At 50.1% G+C, this 22,158-nt stretch carries 16 protein-coding genes and 8 pseudogenes; 9 read left to right on the top strand and 15 right to left on the bottom strand.

The window, feature by feature from the left end:
• Nucleotides 1-18 precede the first annotated feature (18 nt).
• From MN084_RS06065 to MN084_RS06055, 3 genes and pseudogenes are all read right to left on the bottom strand, one after another.
• A complete protein-coding gene (locus MN084_RS06065) occupies nt 19-294 on the bottom strand; it encodes a transposase (protein WP_445083895.1) in 276 nt (91 codons plus the stop codon).
• Nucleotides 295-513: 219 nt separating this feature from the next.
• Nucleotides 514-1,009 (bottom strand): annotated as a pseudogene (locus MN084_RS06060) (transposase); the annotation flags it as partial.
• 48 nt (nt 1,010-1,057) lie between these two features.
• Nucleotides 1,058-1,789 (bottom strand): annotated as a pseudogene (locus MN084_RS06055) (IS3 family transposase); the annotation flags it as partial.
• Nucleotides 1,790-1,906: 117 nt separating this feature from the next.
• Between MN084_RS06055 and MN084_RS06050 the strand changes: the two are divergent.
• Nucleotides 1,907-2,985, top strand: a protein-coding gene (locus MN084_RS06050) for an IS3 family transposase (RefSeq protein ID WP_330178423.1) whose coding sequence is annotated in 2 segments (ribosomal slippage) — nt 1,907-2,159 and nt 2,159-2,985 — 1,080 coding nt in all. Because the reading frame shifts where the segments join, the coding sequence is not laid out codon by codon here.
• Nucleotides 2,986-3,126: 141 nt separating this feature from the next.
• Here MN084_RS06050 and MN084_RS06045 read toward each other — a convergent pair.
• Nucleotides 3,127-3,390 carry a transposase gene (locus MN084_RS06045; protein WP_241086804.1) on the bottom strand — a complete coding sequence of 88 codons (264 nt, stop codon included), beginning with the start codon at nt 3,388-3,390 and terminating at the stop codon, nt 3,127-3,129.
• A gap of 81 nt (nt 3,391-3,471) precedes the next feature.
• Nucleotides 3,472-4,125: pseudogene (locus MN084_RS06040) on the bottom strand (IS256 family transposase); the annotation flags it as partial.
• Between the two features lie 111 nt (nt 4,126-4,236).
• Between MN084_RS06040 and MN084_RS06035 the strand changes: the two are divergent.
• Both MN084_RS06035 and MN084_RS19350 read left to right on the top strand, forming a co-directional pair.
• Nucleotides 4,237-4,437, top strand: a complete 201-nt coding sequence (locus tag MN084_RS06035) for a transposase (RefSeq protein ID WP_241086805.1) — start codon at nt 4,237-4,239, stop codon at nt 4,435-4,437.
• Nucleotides 4,346-4,848 (top strand): annotated as a pseudogene (locus tag MN084_RS19350) (ISL3 family transposase). The gene MN084_RS06035 and the pseudogene MN084_RS19350 overlap by 92 nt, the downstream one beginning before the upstream one ends.
• Here MN084_RS19350 and MN084_RS06020 read toward each other — a convergent pair.
• From MN084_RS06020 to MN084_RS05990, 7 genes are all read right to left on the bottom strand, one after another.
• Entirely contained in the window at nt 4,805-5,437 is a 633-nt protein-coding gene (locus MN084_RS06020; protein WP_241086806.1) for a nucleotide-binding protein, read from the bottom strand. The pseudogene MN084_RS19350 and the gene MN084_RS06020 overlap by 44 nt on opposite strands.
• A 179-nt stretch (nt 5,438-5,616) precedes the next feature.
• Nucleotides 5,617-6,516 (bottom strand): hypothetical protein, encoded by a 900-nt coding sequence (locus tag MN084_RS06015; RefSeq protein WP_241086807.1) that lies wholly within the window; start codon nt 6,514-6,516, stop codon nt 5,617-5,619.
• A gap of 89 nt (nt 6,517-6,605) precedes the next feature.
• Entirely contained in the window at nt 6,606-7,379 is a 774-nt protein-coding gene (locus MN084_RS06010; protein WP_241086808.1) for a hypothetical protein, read from the bottom strand.
• A gap of 26 nt (nt 7,380-7,405) precedes the next feature.
• Nucleotides 7,406-8,029 (bottom strand): hypothetical protein, encoded by a 624-nt coding sequence (locus tag MN084_RS06005; protein WP_241086809.1) that lies wholly within the window; start codon nt 8,027-8,029, stop codon nt 7,406-7,408.
• 14 nt (nt 8,030-8,043) lie between these two features.
• Nucleotides 8,044-12,027 carry an efflux RND transporter permease subunit gene (locus MN084_RS06000; RefSeq protein WP_241086810.1) on the bottom strand — a complete coding sequence of 1,328 codons (3,984 nt, stop codon included), beginning with the start codon at nt 12,025-12,027 and terminating at the stop codon, nt 8,044-8,046.
• A 92-nt stretch (nt 12,028-12,119) separates the two neighbouring features.
• Nucleotides 12,120-13,277, bottom strand: a complete 1,158-nt coding sequence (locus MN084_RS05995; RefSeq protein ID WP_445083946.1) for an efflux RND transporter periplasmic adaptor subunit — start codon at nt 13,275-13,277, stop codon at nt 12,120-12,122.
• A 91-nt stretch (nt 13,278-13,368) separates the two neighbouring features.
• Nucleotides 13,369-13,764 (bottom strand): SCP-2 sterol transfer family protein, encoded by a 396-nt coding sequence (locus MN084_RS05990; RefSeq protein WP_241086812.1) that lies wholly within the window; start codon nt 13,762-13,764, stop codon nt 13,369-13,371.
• Nucleotides 13,765-14,159: 395 nt separating this feature from the next.
• On the opposite strand from MN084_RS05990, the gene MN084_RS05985 reads away from it, so the two are divergent.
• Entirely contained in the window at nt 14,160-15,695 is a 1,536-nt protein-coding gene (locus MN084_RS05985) for a dynamin family protein (RefSeq protein WP_241086813.1), read from the top strand.
• Nucleotides 15,696-15,787: 92 nt separating this feature from the next.
• On the opposite strand, the pseudogene MN084_RS05980 reads toward MN084_RS05985, so the two are convergent.
• Both MN084_RS05980 and MN084_RS05975 read right to left on the bottom strand, forming a co-directional pair.
• A pseudogene (locus MN084_RS05980) lies at nt 15,788-16,115 on the bottom strand (diguanylate cyclase domain-containing protein).
• Between the two features lie 178 nt (nt 16,116-16,293).
• Nucleotides 16,294-16,524, bottom strand: a complete 231-nt coding sequence (locus MN084_RS05975) for a hypothetical protein (protein WP_330178420.1) — start codon at nt 16,522-16,524, stop codon at nt 16,294-16,296.
• A 455-nt stretch (nt 16,525-16,979) separates the two neighbouring features.
• Here MN084_RS05975 and MN084_RS05970 point away from each other — a divergent pair, with 455 nt between their 5' ends.
• On the top strand, nt 16,980-17,243 hold the full coding sequence (locus MN084_RS05970) for a transposase (protein ID WP_241084966.1): 264 nt from the start codon (nt 16,980-16,982) through the stop codon (nt 17,241-17,243).
• A 20-nt stretch (nt 17,244-17,263) separates the two neighbouring features.
• Entirely contained in the window at nt 17,264-18,073 is an 810-nt protein-coding gene (locus MN084_RS05965; RefSeq protein WP_330178419.1) for an IS3 family transposase, read from the top strand.
• A gap of 322 nt (nt 18,074-18,395) precedes the next feature.
• On the opposite strand, the pseudogene MN084_RS05960 reads toward MN084_RS05965, so the two are convergent.
• Nucleotides 18,396-18,776 (bottom strand): annotated as a pseudogene (locus MN084_RS05960) (HDOD domain-containing protein); the annotation flags it as partial.
• Nucleotides 18,777-19,083: 307 nt separating this feature from the next.
• On the opposite strand from MN084_RS05960, the pseudogene MN084_RS05955 reads away from it, so the two are divergent.
• The 3 genes and pseudogenes from MN084_RS05955 to MN084_RS05945 all read left to right on the top strand — a co-directional run.
• Nucleotides 19,084-19,781, top strand: a pseudogene (locus tag MN084_RS05955) (transposase); the annotation flags it as partial.
• 188 nt (nt 19,782-19,969) lie between these two features.
• Nucleotides 19,970-21,217: pseudogene (locus MN084_RS05950) on the top strand (IS256 family transposase).
• Nucleotides 21,218-21,524: 307 nt separating this feature from the next.
• Complete coding sequence (locus MN084_RS05945; protein ID WP_320416446.1) at nt 21,525-22,145, top strand: NUDIX hydrolase; 621 nt, start codon at nt 21,525-21,527, stop codon at nt 22,143-22,145.
• Nucleotides 22,146-22,158 lie beyond the last annotated feature (13 nt).

Below are 22,158 nucleotides of genomic sequence, written 5' to 3'. Positions count from 1 at the left end.
CACCTCGCAACAATGCCATCAGGTCCCATTTTTCAAACAGATTAAGCTGTAATAAACGCAATATTTGCCGCATGGCTTTCTTCTGCTTTGACTGGAAATTGATAAATGCCAAAAGTAGATAAACACACACGTAATCCAAATCTGTGTCATTACTGCATTCTTACTTGTTCCAATGAAGGATTTTATTTTCAGGTTCTGTTTGATCCATTTGAAGAATAGTTCCACCTGCCAACGCGCTTTATAGATATCGGCAATGCTTTTGGCCGCCAGTTTGAAATTGTTGATTAGAAACACATAATGCTACCGGTTTCCAGATCTCGGCAATCCATGCGGCGTAATGGGATTAGATATTTCTTGCCATCTGTGAATTCAATGGTTTGGTCACAGGTCAATCCCTTCTTCGACAAGACTGGACGGCGTTTTACAACACGGACTTTAGCATTAGGCTTAAGACGAGTGACAAAGAATATTCCTTTTCAAGAGCCTGTAAAGTTTTCTATGTAACAGCCAAGGTTAAATATATACCGCTAAGCGTTCTACGAACTCAATCATAAATCTATTCAGTGCTGGTTTCCAATGACGGATCGGCATTGTCCACTTTTTCGATGCGGCCTGAATTGCCAGGTGGATTACCTTCTTCGCCGAGTCATCGGTTGGAAATAATTTCCGTTGTCCTCCGGGTAGTTGAACAGCGTGTTCAGGTTCTCCCAATGGGCACGCCAGGAGCGGCTGATCCGGGGATACTTGTTGTCCCATCGGTCAGAGAATTTATCCAGCGCCAATAAGGCTTCTTCTTCGGTGATGGACTGGTAAATCTTTTTCAAATCAGCCGTGACAGGCTTGTAGTCTTTCCAAGGCACATACTTCATCGAGTTCCGTACCATATCACGATACAGAGCTGGATCTGGGTATCCGGAAAGGCCGTGTTGATGGCATCATGAAAGCCTTTTAAGCCATCGACACAGGCAATCAAAATATCCTTCACACCGCGATTCTGAAGCTCAGAAATGGACCCCACAATTTGGACAGTCGCTTAAGTGACTTCCACCCTCATTACTTACGCCGCTTCCTGCCACGTGATTTCACCAAAATACGCCTGATCTGGCGTCTTGCCAAGCCCCTGATGTTTTCGCTCAGTATTGTAGAATTTCAAATATTTACCAATGCCTGAACGTGCTTCGACAACCGAATCATAAGCTTTGAGATAAACTTCCTCATACTTGACGCTGCGCCACAGGCGTTCAACAAAAATATTATCCACCCAGCGCCCCTTACCGTCCATGCTGATTTTTATATTGGCTGCTTTCAATGTTCCAGTAAAAGCTTCACTGGTAAATTGTGCGCCCTGGTCTGTATTAAAGATTTCGGGGGCACCATAACGTTCTATCGCTTCTTCCAGTGCATCAACACAAAAGTCTCTGTCCATGGTGTTGGATATTCGACAGGACAGCACTTTGCGACTATACCAGTCCATAATGACCGTCAGGTAAACAAATCCTTTGGCCATTGGGATATACGTGATATCCGAACAGAAAACCTGGTTGGGCCGATTAATTTCCAGGACCTTCAGCAAGTAAGGATAAATTTTGTACCCTTTACCGGGCTTACTGGTATTTTTCTTTGGATACAGTGCTGCAATACCCATCTGGCGCATTAATCGCTGCACACGCTTGCGGTTGATCTCATGCCCTTCTTCATACAACCAGTCACGAATTCTGCGACTGCCATAGAACGGCCGTTTCATGTCCATTTCATCAATATGCCGCATCAGTTTCAAGTCCTCTTCAGAGGCCTATGCTCTTGACTGGTAATACACAGTCCAGCGGTTCAGCTGACCTTTCCCCCAGAAATAGAGCCATGACAAGGATGAGATTTCCAATTAGTCTGTGTATTAGGAGATCTCAAGATGAAGAAGAAGCGTTACAGAGAAGAGCAAATTATTGGTGCCATCAAGCAGCATGAGTCAGGGGTAAAAGTTGATGACATTTGTCGTCAGTTCGGCATTTCAACCGGGTGCTTTTATAACTGGCGAAGCAAATACGCCGGGATGGATGTCTCAGAAGCCAAACGGCTCAAAGAGCTTGAAAGCGAAAACAACAAGCTTAAGAAGTTACTTGCCGAGAAAATGCTTGAAGCTGAGGCGATGAAGGATGTGCTCTCAAAAAAGTGGTAAAGCCTGCTGATAGAAAACAAATCGTGAACTACCTTAAGTCGCGGTTCAAATTAAGTGAGCGTAAAGCTTGCCAATTAGTAGGCTTAAGTAGAACCGCTTTTCGGTACGTTACTCAATGGGGAAAAGATGAGCCTCTACGCAAACGGTTACTTGAGCTGGCAAAAAAGCATCCGAGTTATGGTTATTTGTTTTTACATGGCCTCCTGAGGGGAGAGGGGCTTATGAAAAACAAGAAGCGGACCTACCGAGTCTATAACGAAGAAGGTCTTCAAGTGAGGACTAAAAAACGCAAGAAGATAATACGACCAAGAATGCCAACGATTATGCCCATTGGTAAAAATATACGCTGGTCAATGGATTTTGTCAGTGATCAGTTGGCTAATGGTCGCCGCTTTCGAGTATTTAATGTGATTGATGATTACTCAAGAGAAGTTATTGGCCAGCTCTCTGACTTCTCGATCAATGGTCACCAGGTCGCTCGTTTTTTAACTCAGGTGATTGAGCTAAGGAGCGCTCCGGATCAAATAATCTGCGACAACGGTACTGAGTTTACTAGCAAGGCGATGTTCTACTGGCAAAAAGAAAGTGGCGTTAAGCTAGGTTTTATTCAGCCAGGTAAGCCTACTCAGAATGCGTTTGTAGAAAGCTTAAACGGTAAATTCAGAAATGAATGCTTAAATCAGCATTGGTTCAGGTCCATTGATGACGCTAGACATGAAATTGATCAATGGCGAGAGCACTACAATCACGTGCGGCCTCATAGCGCATTAAATTATTTGTCACCTGTGGCCTTTGTGAATAGGGCCGCTTAGAATGAATTATCTCATCCAAGTCTTGGTATTAAGATGGGGGGAAGGTCAGCGACAGCAACTGACACTGGCGCGTAATCGGAAGTTCATACTGATGATCAATCATCCTTTTCCTTTCGAACCGTGAATCCTTTCCAGTCCTTGTTATAAAAAATTATTCTCCATAGTCAGTCGACCTATCTTGGCATGCAACTCTTTGATCTTTACTTCTGAATTTTCAGTGGGTTTTTGATCCCCTCCAAAAGCACGATCTGCATTTTCCAGTAACAGCTTTTTCCATTCTGTAATCTGATTGGGGTGAACATCAAATTTCTCTGATTGTTCCGCCATAGTCAGATCTCCTTTCAAGGCAGCAATAGCTACCTTGGCTTTAAAACTGGGTTTATGGTTTCTACGTTTTCTTCTCATCTTCTGCTCCTGTCTTTCAACATTGTTGCAGAAGTCACTTAAACTATCCGTATGCCTGTCCGACTAATGGGATACGCCTCTCTCTGTCAACACGTTCAGCCAGAATTTGGCCCCCCCTCATTCTCCGATAGCCACATCCCTAATAATTCCTTGTGGCCTTCCAGGTTAACGCCCAGAGCGAGGTAAATTGCTTTGTTGATCACTTTCTTGTCTTGCCGGATTTTAACGACAATCCTGTCCAGATAAACAATAGGCTGAATCGCATCCAGGGGGTGAGATTGCCATTCGACAACCTGCTCGATAACCGCATCAGTGACTTTGGATATGAGTGTGGCAGAGACATCGGCTCCGTACATTTCCTTGAATGTCGTGACGATTTCGCGGATCGTCATACCCTGAGCATACAGGAAGAGGATCTTGTCATGCATTGAGGTAAATCGACGCTGGTGCTTTTTAACCAGCCGGGGTTTTAAAGCTGCCCGCTCTATCTCGTGGAGTATCCAGTTCAAACTGGCCATCTTCCGTTTGCAAGGTCTTGCTGGTCGTGCCGTTGCGGCTATTACTCGCTTCGGACTGTTCATGCTTGGCAAAGCCAAGATGATCAGCCAGTTCAGCATTGAGTGCTGCCTCGACCGTGATCCTGGTCAGCATTTGCCGAAACTCGTTGAGATTTTCTTGAGTTTTGATGTTTTTAGCGGCCGCTTGGGCTATCGCCTGGAGCTCTTTCTTGTCGATCATCTGCCTACCCTCACCCTTGTTTGGGTTTAATGATAGGCAGTTACACAGGATTTAGGACTGTCTTATATGTGGCCAGCCTTTATCAATGCCATACTAGAAAGCCTGCCTATGGCTGAAGAGAAGATTGCCTTTGATAAATTTCATGTCGCCAAGTACCTCGGTAAGGCGATAGACAAGGTACGCCGCCAAAAGCATAAAGCGCTGATGGCTGAAAGCTATGAAGACCTTAAAGGCGGCCAGTATGACTGGCTCTGCAACCCTAGAGAATATGACGCGCAGACAGAAATTGCGGTTCAAGACGCTACGTGACAGCACGCTGAAGACTGCCCGTGCCTGGGCGGTCAAAGAGTTTGCCATGTCACTCTCAAGACATGGGCAAGGAGAAGACTGGGAGCGGTGGTTGTCATGGACAGTGTGCAGTGGCCTGGAGCCAATCAAGAAAGTGTGGGAACAATCAAGGATCATCTGTGGGGAATATTGAACGCTGTTGTTTTGGAAGTAAGTAATGGTCCGGCAGAAGGTCTCAACAGCCGAATCAAGATGATCAAGGTGCGTAGCAGAGGTTTCCGCAACAAAAAGCAGTTTGCCAATGCAATCTACTTCCACCTTGGAGGGCTGAACCTTTACCCTGAGGGAAGAGCCATTTATAATAGCCTGCCACCGAAGCCGACCAATATTACCGCAGTACCGCCGGGTAAAGCTCGGCACAAAGCGCACTGAACTCTTTCGCTCCTTTTGAGTTGGCGTTGAGTTCAAATACAGCCAATCCTTCGCTGAACGAGCGCCGGAAAGTAGTACGCTGAGAGAGCCTTGGCTTGATGAATTTAATGCCCGGCAAAGCGACCAGAGCGGCGGCGGCTTCATCTGTTTCGGTGATTGCATGGTGTGTATCACCACGATTGATAAAGCCCAGCACTTCGGGAACGGGATCCAGTTTCAGAGAGTGCACGAACTGAATAAAGCGCTGTGTGGACCAGATATCCGCCTGTGATGGTGGGACAGGTATCAGAATCCGATCGGCAATAGAGATCGCCTGTTTCATCATCTCCAGATCGGCTGCTCCGATATCAATCAGCACCTCTTCCGCTTTCTTGAGTTTTGCCTTATCGAGATGTTTCTTTCCTTTGACAGGAATAGTCGGCTGATACTCCTCTTCGTCTCTCACCTCAGCCACATCACGTAACGTCGCCTGGGGATCAAGATCGACAACCTGGATATCCACATCGCCCATAGATAACCAGACAGCGAGGTTGAAAGTTACCGTACTTTTCCCTGAACCGCCTTTGAGACTGCCAACCACGGTAATCATAATGCTGCCCTTCTTATTCGAATTCTGATTAAGACCGCTTGAGCTTCTCTCTCTGGCTTAGCAGACCATGGAGACGAAAACAATTAGAGCTGATCCCAAGTTGGTTATTGATAGGCATCCTCATTTTGCAGATCACCAACCAGCGCATCACCCCTTAAACAATCCATTAGCAATACCGCTTACCGGAATGATTGTCCATAACCGGGAAAAGCCGATTGGCGCCCATCTTTCGACGCTCCCGGCAAGAGGCGCTTGGGCGCTTGGGCCAATCGAGGATCAGAGCGGAACTGATAGGCCGGTGTCCCATAGGGCTCTCTCTTCTGCCACTGAACCACTGGATTGGCATGGGGCGTCCGGGGTTGCCATTGAATTACAGCAACAGGTGCATAATTGAGTGGCGCAGGGTAGACCGGTGCAACCGGTCTGAATCTGTACCCCATTCTCCGGGGACCGTTGTAACTTGCCGCAACATGCCGTTGAGGTGATGGTACCTGTCTGAACCGAGGATTGGCGGCCACAAACTGACCACGGATGTAGCGCCGGTCAAGCCGCTGAAAAGGATGCTGCGCCTCTCTTGGGGCCAGTGCATGGTAATAAATTGGATAGCTTAAAGCGATAGGAGGGGCATCACCCCAAGGCAACCCAGCCAGAGGCCCATACCCCATCGGCACTGCAGGGTAGGCCGGTACAGGCCGTTGCCCCATCCAGGGTCCGCGATTGGCCATCCACGGCATAGGTATAACGAGCTGGTACGGCTGATAACCTCCAGCCAGCGCCTGAGAGTAATGACTATTCTGCCATGGCGTTACTATCGGCTGATAGCTGACGGTAAAAGGCCAGAAGTCGGCGCGCCTCTCCGGGTAAGACGGATAAAGTCGGCCACTTTGCCTAGTGGGAGCCGCTGCTCTTTGTCGGGCAAACTGCGGATGAAACCGATAGTTTGGTCTGAAGCTGGCGATACCGTTGGAAGAAGAGGCCGGGGCATAGGCGGGCACCATATGCTGAGACAACTGGACTGGCGAAGCAACTGTAAGGTTCCAGGCCAGAGATGCTGCCATCAGCGCAAAAAATTGTATCATTCTCTTATTCATAAGGTAGCTTCCAAATACTACTGTTCAGGTTATCCGACTCTTCCAGCTATAATCACTCAGGCTGATGCAATCTTAAATCAACGGCGTGCCGGAGCACCCGACTGAGGTTCTACTTTGTTGAAACCGGCAGGAACTACAAACAGTCTGGCATCCTGCTTCCCAATACGGATATTCTTGATTTCCCGTACAAACACCCCAGGACACTCTTCACGGATTGCCAAATTAAGCACGGGATCGAACCAACGGTAAGAGCGCTGTGGCTTCTTGTTGCTCTGGGAAATAGTCATCTCCCATTTCTCTACCGTGCGTCCCTCCATTTTCTCCATACCGATCATCCGCTGTTCCATATGGGGACCATTATCCGCTTCCTGACGCAGAAGAATACCTCGCTCCATATCGATCCACTGGGTATTTGTCAGAGCCCTGCCATTGACAGTGAAAGTAACATCCCATTTCTTGGCCTCTCTACCCAGCACCTTCTCTTCACCGATATATTGACAGTTGGCATCCGGAATACCTTGGCAGGGATCTGCCTTCAGGTCGGCATTCGGCCTGGAGCCACCCTCCTTTTTGCCGTGTAATTCTATGTAGGCCCGTTGCGCCGGTCTGATGACCCAGGTGACTTGGGTTGCGGTATTGATAACCTGTATCAATTGCTGACCATTCTGCGTCATTTCGGTTCTAATGGCATCATTGCCGACAAAGACATGCCCTTCGCTCGACTCGCCTTTGGCACTCCACATATGAGTTTCTGCAGAGAACTCAACCGAAGCCAGCGGTGCAGCTGTCACGCTTGAAACAATAAACAGGGAGATCAAACCCGTCACTGTGAACAAACCAAAACTACGCATAGAACAATCTCCTTATTTTCAGCCCGTTATGAAAACGCACTACAACAACTCTTGGGTCTCAGATAGAGTCGCTCTCTAGTCAAAATCACCTGACGGGATAAGGCGCAAAGCCTCCGAATACCCTGGATAAATCTGACCCGGGTAATAGGGTGACAGTGCCGGCAGGTTACCGGCACCACTACTACCAGGGCGCCATTGCGACGATCCTGCCTGTCTTCTCTTTTTTTCTTTTCTATCGGCCTGTAGACCGGGGCAGATCCCAATGTACCGTCAGTCCAGCGACCATCACCGGCACCCCAGGCATAGAGGGAACGTCCGGAGAAACGCCCTGGGCGAAATCTTAATTCAGTTTTATCCTGATCGCTCCCACCCGGTAATTCGGAAAATTTATAACCCTGAGCCTGGGGAAGCCGATACAACGGCCTTCCGCCATTTTGTATCTGTTCCGGGGGAGAGGGAGAGAGACTTCGGCCATATCTATATTGGGTAAATGTCTGAGACTGCTGCATCCTCGGATCGCTCTGACCGGCTGAATCAAGCGGGCGAAAACTGCCGAATCCATACCCCGAACCACCAGCAGACGAGGAGCCACACCAAGTGCCCAGCAGCATACCGATAGCCACTACAGCCCAGCGTTGACTAGGAGTCATGCACCCCAGCCCAATTATTCCATCCCATTTCTATCACCCAGCTTCAGCCTGATACCTCTGCGTGCACCCTTGCGAAGGGCTGGCTTAGATTTTCCTGAAGTCGTAGCCTTTGGTTTTCCAGGCTCCACAGATTTCCCGGCAACACTCTTTGGAACACTTTTTTTAATCGCTTTTTTAACCGGTCGTTTCTTCGGGGCCGGTGGTTTTTTAGCGATGTTTTTCTTAGCAACACGCTTTTTAACCGGGCGTGCCTTAGCCTGACTCTTTTTCCTGATCACCGCGGCTTCAGCTACCGGCTCCGGACTCTTATCGATCGGTTTCTCCGCTGTCACTTCAATTTTTGGCAGCTGATTCTCTTCCACCGGCTTTCCTGTTGCCGCAGAAGGTAAATCTGCAACAGTTTCGACATCTGCTGCAACGACAGGAACCTCTGCCGCCTTTCTCTGCTGAACAGTTTTATCCTCGCTTACCACAGGCGTGCTGGCCGTTACCGGAGCCGGAGAAACTACAGGGGGCGGCACCTTCGGCTTGCTGACAAGCTTGCTAACCAACAGAAAAATACCGCGCACTGCATAAAGCAGCATCATCAAAACGGTCGCCACCTTACCCCAGATAACCAGCGGGATCGGTGTTTTATATACCGTTGCAGCGGGCGCCTCTACCACCTCTTCCTCTTCAGGCATTGGGGTGCCGCCACTATCATAGCCGGCACCCGCCACTTCACAGAGCGCCTTGCTCGATTTGATACAACCCAATGGAATCACGATCAGTGTCAGAATGGTGGACACCAAAACACCTGAAGAGAGGGAGATAGCCATCCCCTGGAAGATCGGATCGGTATAGATCACACTGGAACCGCACACCAGCGCCAGTGCCGTAATCACAATGGGACGCGTACGTGTTTTACACGCCCTTATCACCGCCTCTGCAACCGGTATTCCACGCTGAATCTCATGCACGGAAAAATCCACCAGCAGAATGGAGTTACGCACAATAATACCCGCCAAGGCAATCCAACCGATCATCGAAGTGGCACTGAACTCGGCTCCCATAATTGCATGCATGGGAATAATGCCAATAAGCGTCAATGGAATAGGTGCCATAATCAGTGCCGGAATCCGGAAATTACCGAACTCCCAGACAACCAGAATATAGATTATTACCAATGCCACCATAAAGGCGCCGCCCATATCGCGGAAGGTCTCGAAGGTGACTGTCCATTCACCCGTCCACTCAATACTGGAGACCGTGTCATCCGGGGGGGGCTTCAGCCAGAATGTATCGAGCTTCACCCCGTCTAGCACTGTATATTCCGCTGCCAGAATATCCTGGACCTGGAACATGCCATAGATCGGTGCAGCCAATTTACCACCCACATCGGCGACTACATACTCGATACCCCGAAGATCCTTGTGGTAGATAACCTCTTCTTCGGCCATACGCTCAAATTTACCCAGCTCCCGTAACGGCAGAGTAATACCTGATTGAGACTGAATGGGCAGATCCCCCAGCCGGGTTACCTGAGAACGTTCAGCCAGAGGAACCTGGATCACTATATTGACCGGCTCGTGCCCTGCCCGCTGTTTGACATCACCGAGCACCATGCCGCCCAGCGCCATGGATAGATTTCGGTTGATAGTATCGACAGAGATGCCACGGCGCACCGATTTTTCAGTATCCACGCGGAAACGCCAATACTCGTAGTCGTCCCGCATATAGCTATCGACGTCTCTCAGGCTCTCCGCACGGGAAAAGATCCCTGTCAGGTCTCTTGCCACCTGACGCCGTATCTCCGCGGATGGCCCATGGACTTCAGCCACCACTGACTGCAGCACGGGGGGGCCGGGAGGCATTTCAACCACGGCATATTTTGCACCCGATGCTTTTATAATGGGCTCTAGTACTTTGCGCGTCTCTACTGCAATCTCATGGCTGCTGCGCTTTCGTTTGCTCTTGTGCAGTAACTGCACCTGAATTTCAGCCAGCCAGGGGTCCTGACGCAGATAGTAGTGGCGCACCATCCCGTTGAAGTCATAGGGCTTTGCAGTGCCAGCATAAACCTGGATTGCTGTTACCTCCGGCATTTTCCTGATATTTTCAGCAATTTTGTGGGCCAGATTGATGGTTACCGGCAGCGCAGTGCCCTCCGGCATATCGAGCACCACAGAAAATTCCGGCTTGTTATCCAACGGCAGTATCTTTACAGCAACCGTATTGGTATAGAACATGGAGCAGGCGAGGAAAAAACTACCCCAGAGCACAATTCTGAAGAGGTAACGTTTCCGCGGGTGCTCGATCAGTGGCGTCAAGATTTTGCGGTAAAAACGCTCCATTTTTTCCGCTTCCTTATGCTCACGCTTTTCAGCCACTAGCAAATAGGACATGGAGGGCCGGAGCCAGCGTGAGATTGCCAACCAGGGAGTAAAAACAAACGCTGCAAACAGAGAAATCAGCATTGCCGCCGAACCCAAGGCCGGAATCGGCGCCATATAAGGGCCCATCATGCCACTGACAAATCCCATGGGCATGAGTGCCGCTATCACAGTAAAGGTTGCAAGGATAGTCGGGTTACCCACTTCGCGCACAGCGTCTACGGCGGTAACAGCATCCGTCTTCCCCTCCTCAAGCCAGCGGCGATAGATATTTTCAACCACCACAATGGCATCATCCACCAGAATACCGATTGAGAAAATCAGTGCAAACAAGCTCACCCGGTCGATGGTATAGTCAGCAACCCAGGCGTAAAAAATCGTCATCAACAAGACGACCGGAATCACCAGTACAACGACAATAGCAGGCCGCAATGCGCGGAAAGCAAGCAGCACCAGCAGGAAAACGAAACCGGTGGCCACGAAGAGCTTGAAGATCAGCTCATTAACTTTGTCATTGGCGGTCTCACCGTAATCGCGGGTGATATTGACGGCAACGTTAGCCGGTATCCTGGTGCCTTCCAGATCATTGACGCGTTTTATAATGGCATTGGCAACGGTGACACCGTTGACACCGGGTTTTTTCGCCACAGCGATGGTCACCGCCGGCACACCGCTGGCAGGCTGCTCGTGATCACCCGCCGTCCCGGTATAGTAGGCTACCAATTGCTTGGCATCCTCTGGTCCCTGGGTGACCCTGGCGACATCATGCAGATAGACAGGAATATCATTATGGGTGCCTACCACCAGCATGGTGATATCTTCCACCGTATTCAGGAAAGCGCCTGTCATCACGGTAAAGTGGGTATTGCCTGACTCTACACCACCCGCTTTTTGCTCACTATTCGCGGTACGGACAGTATTGGCCACCTGATCGAGACTAATACCGTAACCCGACAGCCGTTCAGGGAAAACCTCGATAGTCACCTGCTCAGCACGGCCACCCACCACAAAACCATTGCCTGTATTGGGAATCTCTTTAACACTCTGAAGGACATCGTGAGCCAGCATCCGCAACTGACCATCATCGACGTCGGGAACGCCATCCTTATCCAGGTCTCTGGACCAGAGAGTGATATTGACTACAGGGACATCATCAATCCCCTTGGCTTTCACCAGGGGAGGCGACACTCCGGGAGGAATCATATCCATATTGGAGTCAAGCTTATCGTTAACCTTGACCAGGGATGGCCCCATCTCCTCGCCCACATCAAACTCGATAGTCACCATGCCCATGCCCCGCTGTGCAACGGAATAGACATGCTTGATCCCATCGATCTCACTCATGATCCGTTCCAGGGGCTCAATCGCAAGATTGGAAACTTGGTCGGCCGAAGCACCTGAGTACTGGACAAAGATATCCACCATGGGGACAGATATCTGTGGATCTTCCTGCCGCGGTGTCATCACCAGCCCCAACAGGCCCATTAACATCATAGAGACGAAAAACAGTGGTGCGAGGGGTGAATTGATAAAGAAACGTGCAGTACGACCGGCGAGCCCAAGCTGTTCATCTGTAGCTTCGATTGGCTGCTTCAGATTGCCGTTATTTGGGTCTTCCTGACTCATCATTATGCTTTCTATACACTATGGCTATTAAATGACAGGGTCGGGGCGGTAAGGCGGGGCACACAATCCGTAACCGCCTAAGTAACTATAGCTCAGTATCTACCGCCACTGGAGGTAGACCAACCGGATGAAACACCGGCTTGCGGATTGCGCAATATGCGTTCACCTTCACTCAGGCCGGAAAGAACACTGATGTATCCTCCATCTAGCTTTTCGCCCACGCGGATCAGACGCAACTCAGGCTGATCATTCTCACCTTGGACATAGACACCTGGAAGACTGCCGTTATAGCGGATGGCACTGACAGGGATCACCGGATAATTACGTGTGGGCGCAGTAAAATCCGGTACTATTACTTTTGAGTACATGCCAGGAGCAGAAACACCCTGGGGCAGATCGAATTTTACTTTGACCGTATGGCGCTGAGCATCCGCCATCGGGAAAATCTGTGCCACCCGCACCGGGACCACCTGATTGCCGACATCCAGCTGGGCCTGGAGCATCATACCTTCACTCAGTCCGGGGCAGAGTCTTGCGGGAACATCAACCAGCACTTGAAGATATTCCACATCGGCAAATACCAGCAGTGGCTGGCCCGGCTGCATGGTATCGCCCACTTCAATGTACTTTCTCATTATCACGCCATCGAAAGGTGCCAGACTTCTGGCGTCCCGCAACTTGGCATCGATCGCCTGAATTTGTGATTGTGCCGCCATCAGGGAGTTTTGTGCCTGGGTGATCTGTACCCCTTGTGAGTAGAGATCGGCCCGGCGCTCCATCCCCTGACTCCGGGTGCCGGAGAAGCTCTCCATCGGGCTGGTAAACATCTGATCGAACAGATTTGGCATCCCCATGCCGCCCACTGCCGATTTCGACTGGGGAGCCCAGAGTTCGCGACTATACTGGACGCCAGCCATACGCACCTGGGCATCGGCATTCGCCATTGCTGCAATTGCTGCATTCCGTTTGGCCAGAAGCTCTGTATCGTCCAATGAAACCAACAATGTACCCTTGGTGAAGCTGTCGCCCTCAATACCAGCCAAGGTTTCTACCCGACCTGGCAACTGGGCAGAGAGTGTTACTTCTTTGTAGGGAATGACGGTCCCGCCAAGGGAGACCGTCGGCGCCCCGCGGGCCTGTTGAACCGTAAAATAATCACTACCACCAACCTGTGCCGGACTCTGGATAGGTAAAGTTGCAGCAACGACAAAACTTGCCGCCGTTACAAGCGTATGGAGATTAATTCCCATCTTGATTTGTTTTACCCTGCTGAAATTTACACTGCATAAATGATTCATTGCCGCACTGGCCTGGTTCAGGCCAGCACAGCAAAGGGCGCATTCAGACCCGACCCATTACGGAAAACGTCTTTATAAAAGGCCCTGCCATACGCGGGTCCTTGAACATAGCGCTATAATCCCCAACTTCGAATTTCACTTTACCGGAAGTAAAAGCCACACCCAATCCCATCATCCCTGGCGGTTTGCCCATCCATTTTTTCCACTGCGCATCACTGCACCGAATATCCCAGTTCAGTGCCTCGCCATTATAGGCGCCAGCACCGACAGCCTGCCCGTTTTCTATGGTAATGAAACCCTTTGGCTGATCTTCTCCATCGAAACCGTAGCCTATTACACTACCGAAACCTATCCGTCCCAAAGCACTTGATAGATCGGGGTCGGCATTCCACTGTTCCATAAAACCTTTCATCCACTCATCTGAAAACAGATCAGCCATCACACCACCTCCATACACTTAATTATTTTCCAGCTTTCTCTGGCACCCTATTTGCGAACACGGGCAAACCACAAAGGCTGGTTATAGATGCTCTTCAGTATCTCTTATGGAAGGGTCTATTGCAACAAACCACTACATTCATTACGTGAATTAATATACTAATTTAAGTTTAAGTAATTGGGCAAATTCGATTATTTTTACCAAACCCTCACCGCTAAAGTATTCTTGAGAAGGACCATTTTTCTCTATTCTTCGGACTACCCGAAGAAATTCAGCCGGGGTAGTATCAAACTGTGTCCATCTGGATGGCAGACACTGAATAGAAGTGACAAACGACACCAATGCAGGCAGCTGAATTGTTATTCGTAGCGCACTAACTACCTAGGGAGTAGTTCATGAACAACGCAGGAAGACTCATCGAAGGACGGTTAAAACATCTGGAGGCGCATCTCGAGCAGGAAAACTCTGTTTTGCTAAGCACCGTCCAAAGCTTCAGAAAACTTGACCAGATCGCCTATAAGATGGGACTGCTGGACTATGATGAGTCTTTTGCCACGCAAATTCCCTGGTGGCCATTAATTTCGATACTGGGTACTTTTTCATCGGGCAAGTCCACTTTCATCAACCACTACTTGGAATATAAGCTACAGCGCACCGGCAATCAGGCCGTGGACGATAAGTTCACCGTCATGTGCTACAGCCGGGAAAAAACAGCCCACGCACTGCCGGGTGTGGCACTGGACTCTGACCCCCGCTTTCCATTTTACCAGATGAGTAGCGAAATCGAACTGGTAGCAGAGGGCGAAGGAGAGCGTATTGATGCCTATCTGCAACTCAAAACCTGTCCCAGTGAAAATGTCAGGGGAAAAATACTGATCGACTCCCCCGGATTTGATGCCGATGCCCAGCGCACCTCCACCCTGCGCATCACCGATCACATTATCGATCTATCCGATCTAGTGCTGGTCTTTTTCGATGCCCGGCATCCGGAACCAGGCGCCATGATCGACACCCTGGATCATCTGGTCAGCAGCACAATCAACCGACCGGACTCCGGAAAATTTCTCTATATTCTCAATCAGATCGATACCACTGCCAGGGAAGACAATCCGGAAGAGGTAGTTGCCGCCTGGCAGCGCGCCCTGGGAGAACGCGGCCTGACCGCCGGTCGCTTCTACACCATTTACAACCCGGATGCGTCTGTTCCAATCGATGATGACAACCTGCGCCAGCGGTTTGAGCGAAAAAGGGATGCCGATCTACAGGAGATCCACAACCGCATGCAGGAGGTGGAGATCGAACGTGCCTACCGCATTGTCGGCGCACTGGAAAAAACCGCACGTAATATCGAAGAGCGGATTGTACCCGCCATCAAAGATGCCATTAAACAGTGGAAGAAAAGGGTACTTTTGGGGGACGGTCTGGCATTCGGATTGCTGTTTGCGCTGATTTTAGGACTGACCATCAAACTGGACTACTGGAATGGCCTCAGTTTTACCCCGCCCTCGCTCAATAGCCTGCTTGCCAACCCTCTCCTCAGCTATACCACTGCGGTTGTCGCTGCAATTGTCGTCTTTAGTCTGCACTACTTTGTCCGCCTTTTAGCTGCAGGTAGCCTGCACAAAAAGCTGGCAAAGCAGGAGCAGAGTTCTGATCTACGCGGCAGTCTATTAAAGGCTTTCAGGAAAAATACAAAACCCTGGCGCAGTATCTTCAGTAAATCACCGACAGGTTGGGGGCGCGGTTGCAGAAAACGCATGTATCAGGTATTGGCGGATGCCGATGGCTACGTGCAAACACTCAATGACAACTTCACCAATCCTTCAGGCAAGGATCTGGCAACTGTCCAGCTTCAGCCAACACCGGAAACAACTCCCGAAGCCGTTGAACCCACGGCAACAGCCGAAATTAAAAAGGCAAATGCCAACTGACAAGGGCCCCCCCTTATTTCCGGAGCACCACCGGCTTTAGCGCAGAATATTTTTCCTCTTGGATAGGTCTCTTGTGTGAACCAGTGCAAGGATCACTCATCCATAGAAGGAGCGTAAAATAGGCGGCAGTTGCGCCCCTCCTTCTTGCACCGGTACATGGCCGTATCTACCTGCTGATAAAGCTGGTTCAGGTCCTCTTCACCTCTATTATTATTAAGAAACGTCATACCGATACTGATGGTCTGTGTGTCTCCCTTTGGCACCAGCCCCAGTGAAGCAGCCTTCTCCTGGATACACCGTGCCATCAAAGCAGTCCCTATGCCACTGGTATTCGACAACACCATGACGAACTCGTCCCCCCATACGGGCCCGGAGTAGGTCACCTTCTTTTATCTCATTCTGCAGCACCTGAGCAACCATGCGCAGCGCCCGGTCACCCACTTGATGACCCCAGGTATCATTTACTCTCTTGAAGTGGGTCGATACCGATAAGAATCAGACTGAAAGGCAGCTCATAACGCACTGCCCTGGATAACATGGAAATGCCCTCTTTAAAAAAGTACCCTCGGTTGAACAAGCCGGTCAGTCCATCATTTGATCAAGGGTTGCTGATAGCACCTGCGGAGATTTTCTGAATCTTCCAGGCCAGTTCACACTCACGGGTCCGCAACCGGACAGCCCCTTCAAGATTATGTACCAGACGATGCAGATGGAGCCGCCGCCCGTAGAGAGTGAGCATGTGCTGATGCCACATCTCAAAAAAGTCCGGATGATGTGACACATTGAGAACGCCCAATCGCTTTCCATCTGAGACCATGGGCAGTGACAACATTGATCTCTTATTACAAATAAGGCTGCTGTTTTTTTAGTTGTCTGAAAGTCTCTTCACTCTAACAGTTCGGGCAATACTGAATCTCTCCTGTCTAACTAGGCGGTGCCAACGATACCCTCTCCCACGGAGAACCGTATTTCTTCAAAAGCACTGTCAGATCGAGTATCTTTCCGGGGCATAACGGTAGCTCCATCCACTGCCACTACACACCTGAGCTGCCCATCCAATAACAGGAACACCGAACTGGCTTCTAGATCCTGATGTTCAAGCAGCGTATTGACTAACTACTCCAGCAACTCTTTTTCCGACACCGTACCGATGGCGATATCGTGCAGTTTACTGACTGAAGATAGCCCACCGGTCAGCGAGAGAAAGTGATGTTACAATGGATTGCCCCCCGAACACTAGACCCAGTGGTATGTTAGGTTTTCCTCTACCTGAGGAGAACCAGGATGAAGAAGGGACATTTTTCAGATGAGCAGATCGTGGCTGTACTGCGCGATGCAGAGGCAACAACGGCCGTAGCGGCAGCACGCAAACACGGCGTATCGGAGCAGTCGATCTACCGTTGGCGCAACAAGTATGCCGGGATGGAAGTTTCAGATGTGCGGGAGCTAAAGCGAGTCAAGGATGAGAACATGCGGCTCAAAAAGCTGCTAGCAGAACGTGACCTGGAAGTAGAGGTCATGAAGGAGATACAAGCAAAAAAGTGGTGAGCCCCCGCGCGAAGCGCGCCATGGCATTGTTTGCTATTGAACGGGGCCTTAGCCAAAGGCGAGCAAGCTGGCTTTGTACGACACCGCGATCGGGGCTTCACTATAGTTCAAAACGAGAACGTCGTGACCGGCATCTGTCGGCCGCGTTGCGTGTAGTGGTGCGGGAGGACCCCAGTTGGGGCTATCGTTTAGCAGGCGCCTATCTGCGGCTCAGAGGTTGGCAGGTAAACAACAAACGCGTATATCGACTCTGGCGGCTTAATGGCCTGTGTTTGCCGCCTTATCGCCCTCGACGGAAGATTCGCACTGGGGTAAAACTGGAGGGATTGGCGCTACGACGGAATGATGTGTGGGCATGGGATTTCGTACATGACCGCTATCATGACGCAGAGCCTCTGCGGTGCTTGACGGTCAAGGACGAAGCAACCGGTTATTGTCTGGCAATCAAAACTGGTCGATACCTACAGAGTCAACACGTGAAAGCGGTGCTACGTGAATTAATCATTCGCTACGAAATTCCCCGAGCCATTCGCAGCGACAACGGAGCTGAGCTGTTGGCCTTCGTACTGCGCGAGGAACTGGAAAAGGATGATATTAAGCTAGCCAATATTGAACCGGGAAAACCCTGGCAAAATGGCAGCAATGAAAGCTTCAACGGCATTTTCCGCAAGGAGTGTTTAAATGCAGAGATATTTGGTAGCCTGACCGAAGCCAGAGTTGTTATTGAACAGTGGCGTTGCCGATATAATGAGCGGCGACCCCACAGTTCACAACACTACGTCACGCCAGAGATGGCGTATTTTGGATTACGTGAAATGCGGAGAACCTAACACGCCAAGTGGCCATAGAATGGGGGCATTTCAACAACCCTTTCACTACTGATAAAACCTGTTAAAAATCAATACTTCAGAACACTTACGCCAGCATCTGTGCCAAATCATTCAGATCAGCGCACTGAGCATCGAACCTTGCTTCAATTTCGGCAATAACGTCTATAAACATACCCACAGTAGGGGGTGAAGAGATAGATCATCCTTCAAATTAAACTCATCCCTCTTTCGGTAATGGGCGATCCGATCCACAGCGCTGCCAGCGAGTAAGGCTGGCATATTCTGATCATTTTGACCTCTCTGATGATCCTCCCGCTCCATATCAATCACCGCATCGGACAGATGCCAGCGGCGGGTCAGCAAGTGCCTTTGAGTACTGTTCCGAATAGACGTGAGCCAGCAACAGAACTCCGAGATTATGGAACAATCTTCCAAAATAGACGCTATCAGGCAATGAGCCATCCCTTTCAGATATCTTCATCGCCAGCATCCTCGCAAGCTGAGCGGAGGCCAGTGCCCCAAGCCAATAGCCGAAGAGATAGGATTCCACGCAACAATCCGTATCGAATGATCCTGCGATGGCAATGCTCAGCGCTAAACTCCTTCCAAGGACCCTGATAATTACACCTTCAACACTGCTGATTGGACGTGTCTGACCAAAATAGGCCGAATGTGCCAAACCAATAACTCTCGCAGCCAAAGTAGGGTCATGAGTGAATGCTACTTACTTAAGCAATAACCTGCTGATATAACGAATAAAAAAGGCTAGTTCACTGGTTCAGATGATGCAATGCTAATTGCCAAACCATCAAGCAGGGAAGCCGCCTTAATGCATCCTGATCAACGCGCCTGCATACATCAACAAAAACGTATCACAACCCCAGTGATTCCTATGCTTTCTTTAATCTGCTAACCGGCCCAGAGTTTCTCAATCAAGTCGAATCATTGTTACCGGAACATCGGGAAAGGCTGTTTCCGCCAACAGAGACGTTATCGATACTTCTGGCTTTAGAACCATGCTTGGTATCCTGGACGCTGGTGATATCTTTCTGGGGGATGCTTTATTATGCCACCTGTTTTCTGTTGTGCGCTCTTCAGGCCAAAGGAGTGGATGGCGTTTTCGAGCAACATGATTCACGGTGGCGCAGCACAGATTTTCGCCAAGGAGAGCATCTGGGCCCGCGAGATCATCTTATCGAAATAGACAAGCCAAAAGTCAAATCCGCCTGGATGAGTCAGGCAGAGTATGATCAAACCCCGCGATAGATTGAAAGTGCGGGAGTTGCATGCTGGCGGTAAGATCCTGGTGACAACACTACTTTGCTCAAAAAGTACGCGCAAAGCCGCCCTGAAGGCACTCTGTCGGAACCGTTGGCAGGTAGAGTTGGATATACGCAACATCAAGACCACTCCGGGAATGGAAACGTTAAGTTGTCGCACACCGGAAATGGCGAAAAAGGAGCTGTGGGTCTATCTTTTGGCTTACAACTTGATCCGTTTACTGATGGCTCAGGCGGCATTACTGGCTGACATCATTCCTCGACAACCTAGCTTCAAGCATACCTTGCAGCTATGGATTGTGTGGCAAAAAAGCGGTCGTTACGACATTGACAAAATTGATGGCCTTTTTATCCTCATTGCACCGCAGCAGGTTGGAAAACAACCGGGACGTATGGAGCCGCGAGCTATAACAACGAAGACCCAGGCAATTCTCGCAACATCGTATGGTATTTCCTGGCATATCCAATCCTGTTTTTAGTTTAATTACATCTGCCTAGGTCAGCACAAATGGGAGTTATAACTGAAAGTGTTGCTTGAAGGGAATTGAAAAAGAGCGGGGTATCTGGTTGATTTGTTGTTGCGAGACATCAAAACAACCATTGGAGATACGCCACCATGAGTAAGAATAACGTTGTTAAGCTGGCAGGTCGCGATACGATTATCGATCCGCTGACAGAGTTGCTGAGAAGCGGTGCAGGGCAGTTGATCTACCAGGCGGTAGAGGCCGAGCTGCTGGAGCTGTTGGCGGAGCACGTCGAGCGACGGACAGAGGATGGCAAGACGGGTGTGGTGCGTAATAGTCACCTGCCAGCTCGTAAACTGCAGACAGGATTGGGGCCGGTCACGGTCAAGATCCCCAAAATACGAGCGAAGACCGGCGAGCCGGTGACGTTCCGATCAGCTCTGGTGCCGCCGTATGTACGCAAGACGAAGTCACTGGAAGCGGCACTGCCGTGGCTCTACCTGAAGAGGATTTCCAGTGGAGAGATGGATGAAGCCCTGAAAGTGCTGGTGGTTCCGGATGCAACAGGCTTGTCGGCGGGCAGGGTATCGCGTCTGAAGCAGGTCTGGGCAGAAGAATATCGGGGCTGGTGCGAGGAGCGCCTGGATAAGGGCCATTGGGTGTATGTGTGGGCAGACGGTGTCTACAGCGGACAGAGAGCAGAGCAGACGAAGCTGTGTGCCCTGGTGGTGATCGGCGTGAATGAGCGTGGTGAGAAGCATTTTCTGGCAATTGAGGATGGTGTACGGGAGTCCACACAGAGCTGGCGGGAGGTGCTGTTAAAACTGAAGTGACGCGGACTAAACCCGCCAAAATTGGCAATCGGAGACGGTGCTATGGGCTTCTGGGCTGCACTGGAGGAAGTGTATCCAGAGACGCGTCAGCAGCGCTGCTGGATGCACAAAACCATGAACGTGCTGAACTGCCTGCCAAGGTCAGCTCAGCCGAAAGCGAAGCAGGCACTGCACAACATCTGGCAGGCGGAGACCCAGGCCGATGCGGAAAAGGCCTTTGATCTGTTTATCAAAACGTATGAGCCAAAGTATCCGAAGGCTGCCATCTGTCTGCACAAAGACCGAGAGGAACTGATGGCTTTCTATCAATTTCCTGCGCAGCACTAGCAGAGCATTCGGACCAGCAATCCGATTGAATCCACCTTCGGGATAATCCGCCATCGAACCAAGCGTTCCAAGGGCTGCCTATCGCGTGACGGCATGCTACACATGATGTTCAAACTCGGCCTGTGTGCCGAGAAGACGTGGAGACGATTACGGGGTTTCGATTATCTGGCGAAGGTGATAACCGGAATCAAATTTAAAGAGGGTATTGAGGTAGCAGGAGTCGATCAGGTCGCCGCTTGATTCAACTGGCTAAACACCAGATTTGACTATAACTCCACAAATGGACGCAAATAACACAGAGAGACCCGACTTCTTCCTTTGCATATTTTTTACAGACACAATCTTCCTTTCTGAGCGTTTTCAGGCGGGCACTCATTAAAGTAATACCCCCTTATGTCGGCAAAAACCGTAAGAACTTTAATCGCACAACATAACCGTTTGACATTGCGTACGTAGCACATTATCTTAATGCGTATCAAATACATTTAGTAACTATTCAATGCAACACTGTTACCCATACCCCCATCCGGCAGTAACCACGGATGTCGTGGTATTCACCATTCGTGATCAGCAACTACAACTGCTGTTAATTCGCCGGGGCATCCCACCCCATGAGGGTTGTTGGGCCTTTCCCGGGGGCTTCTTGAATATTGACGAAGACCTGGAGATCTGCGCCAAACGTGAACTGGAGGAGGAGACCGGGCTCCGCGATCTCTACCTGGAGCAGTTATACACTTTCGGCAGGCCGGACCGGGATCCCCGAGAGAGAATCATCAGTGTCACCTACTACGCCCTGGTTCCATCCAACAGGTTGGAACTGAAAGCGGCCAGTGATGCCACCGATGCCGCCTGGTTCTCTCTCGATGAATTGCCACAACTGGCCTTTGACCATAATAAGATCACCACCCTGGCCCATCAAAGACTAGTTGCAAAACTCTACTACTCCACTATCGCCTTCCAGTTCATGCCTGAGACCTTCACCCTGAGCGAACTGCAGTCCGTCTATGAAATTCTGCGCAACGAAAAGCTGGATAGACGAAATTTCCGTAAATGGATACTGGCCCAGAACCTGATCGAAGAGACCGGCGAAAAGCGCAGAAACGGCAATCATAGACCCGCCAAGGTATACCGTCCGAGAAACCCCGATCAAGTCGAAATTGTCTGTTGAACCAAATATTGAT

The organism is Candidatus Vondammii sp. HM_W22, assembly GCF_022530855.2.
GTDB lineage: Bacteria > Pseudomonadota > Gammaproteobacteria > Chromatiales > Chromatiaceae > Vondammii.
This window is presented reverse-complemented; position numbering and strand designations above follow the sequence as displayed.

Excerpts from the sequence above, each read along its gene's own strand:
- MN084_RS06045 (WP_241086804.1), bottom strand. The coding sequence starts at position 3,390 with ATGAGAAGAAAACGTAGAAACCATAAACCCAGTTTTAAAGCCAAGGTA.
- MN084_RS06035 (WP_241086805.1), top strand. The coding sequence starts at position 4,237 with ATGGCTGAAGAGAAGATTGCCTTTGATAAATTTCATGTCGCCAAGTAC.
- MN084_RS06020 (WP_241086806.1), bottom strand. The coding sequence starts at position 5,437 with ATGATTACCGTGGTTGGCAGTCTCAAAGGCGGTTCAGGGAAAAGTACG.
- MN084_RS06015 (WP_241086807.1), bottom strand. The coding sequence starts at position 6,516 with ATGATACAATTTTTTGCGCTGATGGCAGCATCTCTGGCCTGGAACCTT.
- MN084_RS06010 (WP_241086808.1), bottom strand. The coding sequence starts at position 7,379 with ATGCGTAGTTTTGGTTTGTTCACAGTGACGGGTTTGATCTCCCTGTTT.
- MN084_RS06005 (WP_241086809.1), bottom strand. The coding sequence starts at position 8,029 with ATGACTCCTAGTCAACGCTGGGCTGTAGTGGCTATCGGTATGCTGCTG.
- MN084_RS06000 (WP_241086810.1), bottom strand. The coding sequence starts at position 12,027 with ATGAGTCAGGAAGACCCAAATAACGGCAATCTGAAGCAGCCAATCGAA.
- MN084_RS05995 (WP_445083946.1), bottom strand. The coding sequence starts at position 13,277 with ATGGGAATTAATCTCCATACGCTTGTAACGGCGGCAAGTTTTGTCGTT.
- MN084_RS05990 (WP_241086812.1), bottom strand. The coding sequence starts at position 13,764 with ATGGCTGATCTGTTTTCAGATGAGTGGATGAAAGGTTTTATGGAACAG.
- MN084_RS05985 (WP_241086813.1), top strand. The coding sequence starts at position 14,160 with ATGAACAACGCAGGAAGACTCATCGAAGGACGGTTAAAACATCTGGAG.
- MN084_RS05970 (WP_241084966.1), top strand. The coding sequence starts at position 16,980 with ATGAAGAAGGGACATTTTTCAGATGAGCAGATCGTGGCTGTACTGCGC.
- MN084_RS05965 (WP_330178419.1), top strand. The coding sequence starts at position 17,264 with ATGGCATTGTTTGCTATTGAACGGGGCCTTAGCCAAAGGCGAGCAAGC.